4 protein-coding genes are annotated in these 2,370 nt (G+C 66.8%); all 4 read left to right on the top strand.

The window, feature by feature from the left end:
* A partial coding sequence (locus JNK68_11000; protein ID MBL8540887.1) for a DUF779 domain-containing protein occupies positions 1-220 on the top strand: 220 nt, incomplete at its 5' end.
* Between the two features lie 129 nt (positions 221-349).
* Positions 350-589 carry a hypothetical protein gene (locus JNK68_10995; protein MBL8540886.1) on the top strand — a complete coding sequence of 80 codons (240 nt, stop codon included), beginning with the start codon at positions 350-352 and terminating at the stop codon, positions 587-589.
* Between the two features lie 10 nt (positions 590-599).
* On the top strand, positions 600-1,781 hold the full coding sequence (locus JNK68_10990; protein MBL8540885.1) for a putative sulfate/molybdate transporter: 1,182 nt from the start codon (positions 600-602) through the stop codon (positions 1,779-1,781).
* Positions 1,782-1,815: 34 nt separating this feature from the next.
* The coding region (locus tag JNK68_10985; protein MBL8540884.1) for a substrate-binding domain-containing protein at positions 1,816-2,370 on the top strand (555 nt) is incomplete at its 3' end.

Here is a 2,370-nt window from a genome sequence, read left to right as displayed (position 1 = left end):
CGTGAAGCTAGGCGAGATCGGCGGCACTCCGTTCTACATGAGCGTGTCGCAGTTCGAGTACTGGCAGCACACGCATCTCATCATCGACGTGGTCCCCGGTCGCGGCGGGATGTTCTCGCTGGAAGGGCCGGAAGGGCTGCGTTTCCTCACGCGCTCGCGACTCTACTCCGACGATGAGTGGGCGGTGCTCAAGGACAAGCCGGTCGAGAAAGCGGTGTAGGAAGGTCGTTCATACGGCGTTCGCCGCGCCGTGACACCTATGCAGGACCATTCATATTTTTGGCATCCGGTAGCGTTTGTATGATGCTGCGATTCGCTGCGTCTTCTTCGCAGCATCGCGGTGGGTCGAATGACCGAATCAGCAGGGGCGTTGCGGGTCGGCGCACGGGGCATGCCGCTGCCGGCGAGCACGCTCTTTCCTTGCGCCGCGATCCGCGTCTTCGGCGCCGGCAGCGTGCGGGACGACCAGGCGCTGCCGTATCCCGCGCTCTTCCAGGGTGAGCGCCAGACCGATCTCTTCGTGAGTTCCTGGAGAGCGCGGAGGCGCGTGCAATCTTGGCGCGCCACGGCTTCCAGTGACCGGCCGTGACGCCGTCGACATGCCGCGCAGTGCGGAGCGCATCGACGCAGAAGCCATCGGCAGCGGTGGCGTGCGCTTCGGGGTCATGGAGTTCGCCGGCGCCTTCGGCGATCTCGGCACCCTGGTGCCGTTTCTCGTCGCCTACATCACGCTCGCTCGCGTCGACCCCTACGGCATGCTCCTCGGGTTCGGCGTGGCGATGATCGCCTCCGGCCTCTTCTATCGCACGCCATTCCCGGTGCAGCCGATGAAGGCCATCGGTGCGGTGGCCACCACCTATGCAACGCAGGGTGTGGCGCTCACCAACCCGAACGTCGTCTATGCCGCGGGGCTGGCGAGCGGCCTCATCTGGATCGGGCTCGGCCTCACCGGCCTCGCCAACCGCGTCGCCCGCCTCATGGGGCGACCGGTGGGGCAGGGCATCGTGCTCGGGCTGGGGCTCTCCTTCATGCTCGACGGCGTCGAGATGGCCGCCACCGGTTGGCTGCTGGGTGCGGCGGGTGTCGTCCTCACGCTGCTGCTGCATCGCAGCCAGCGGATACCGGCGATGCTCGCGCTGCTCGCGCTCGGTGTGCTCGTCACCTGGCTGCGGGAGCCGGAACTGCTGAGCCGACTGCGCGGAATGGAAATCGTGTTTCGCGCGCCGTCGTGGACGCTCGGCAGCTTGAGCTGGAACGACGTCGTGGTCGGGACGATCTTCCTCGCGCTGCCGCAGGTGCCGCTCACGCTGGGCAATGCAGTGGTCGCGACGACCACGCAGAACAACCGGCTGTTCCCGCATCGCCCCGTCACCGAGCGCAAGGTCGCGATCTCGACCGGCGTCATGAACCTGATCGCGCCTGCCTTCGGCGGCGTCCCGATGTGCCACGGCGCCGGCGGCATGGCCGGACAGGTGCGCTTCGGTGCGCGCTCGGGCGGTGCGCCGATCATCCTCGGGACGCTGCTCTTGCTGCTGGCGCTCCTCTTCAGCACCTCTATCGAGACGCTGATGATGCTGTTCCCGAAGCCTATCCTCGGCGTGATCCTGTTCTTCGCCGGCAGCGAACTCGCGGTTGGCGCGTTCGATCCGGAAGACGTCGCCCGCGGCGAGCGCTTCATCTTCTATACCGTCGCCGCACTCACTGTCTGGAACGTGGGTGTCGCGTTCGTCTTCGGCGCTGTGGTCCACGCGCTCCACCAGCGCGGCTGGCTCAGGCTCTGATCGCCGTTACCGCAATCACCCAAGGAGAACCGCAATGACCACACCGATCCGCTGGCTCACTCTTGCACTCGCCTCGCTCTCGATCGCCGCCGCGCCGGTGCACTCAGCCGACGACATCCGGCTCGCCACGACCACGAGCACCGAGAACTCCGGACTGCTCGGCCAGATCCTGCCCAAGTTCGAGGCGAAATACGGTGCCAAGGTACGCGTGGTGGCGGTCGGCACCGGCGCCGCACTCAAGCTGGGCGAGAACTGCGACGCCGACGTGCTGCTGGTCCACGCCCGTCCCCTTGAGGACAAGTTCATGGCCGCGGGATTCGGATCGGCACGCAAGGACGTGATGTACAACGACTTCATCATCGTCGGTCCGAAATCCGACCCGGCCGGCGTTCGCGGGAGCAAGGACGTGATCGTGGCGATGAAGAAGATCGCCGGCAGCGGGGCCAAGTTCGTCTCGCGCGGCGACGAGTCGGGGACGCACCAGATGGAGAAGGGCTACTGGAAGGATGCCGGCGCGCAACCGGAAGGCGCGGCCTATGTGTCGGCGGGGCAGGGCATGGGGCAGGTGCTGACCATGGCGGGCGAACTG

Source organism: Betaproteobacteria bacterium (assembly GCA_016791345.1).
Classification (GTDB): domain Bacteria; phylum Pseudomonadota; class Gammaproteobacteria; order Burkholderiales; family JAEUMW01; genus JAEUMW01.
This window is presented reverse-complemented; position numbering and strand designations above follow the sequence as displayed.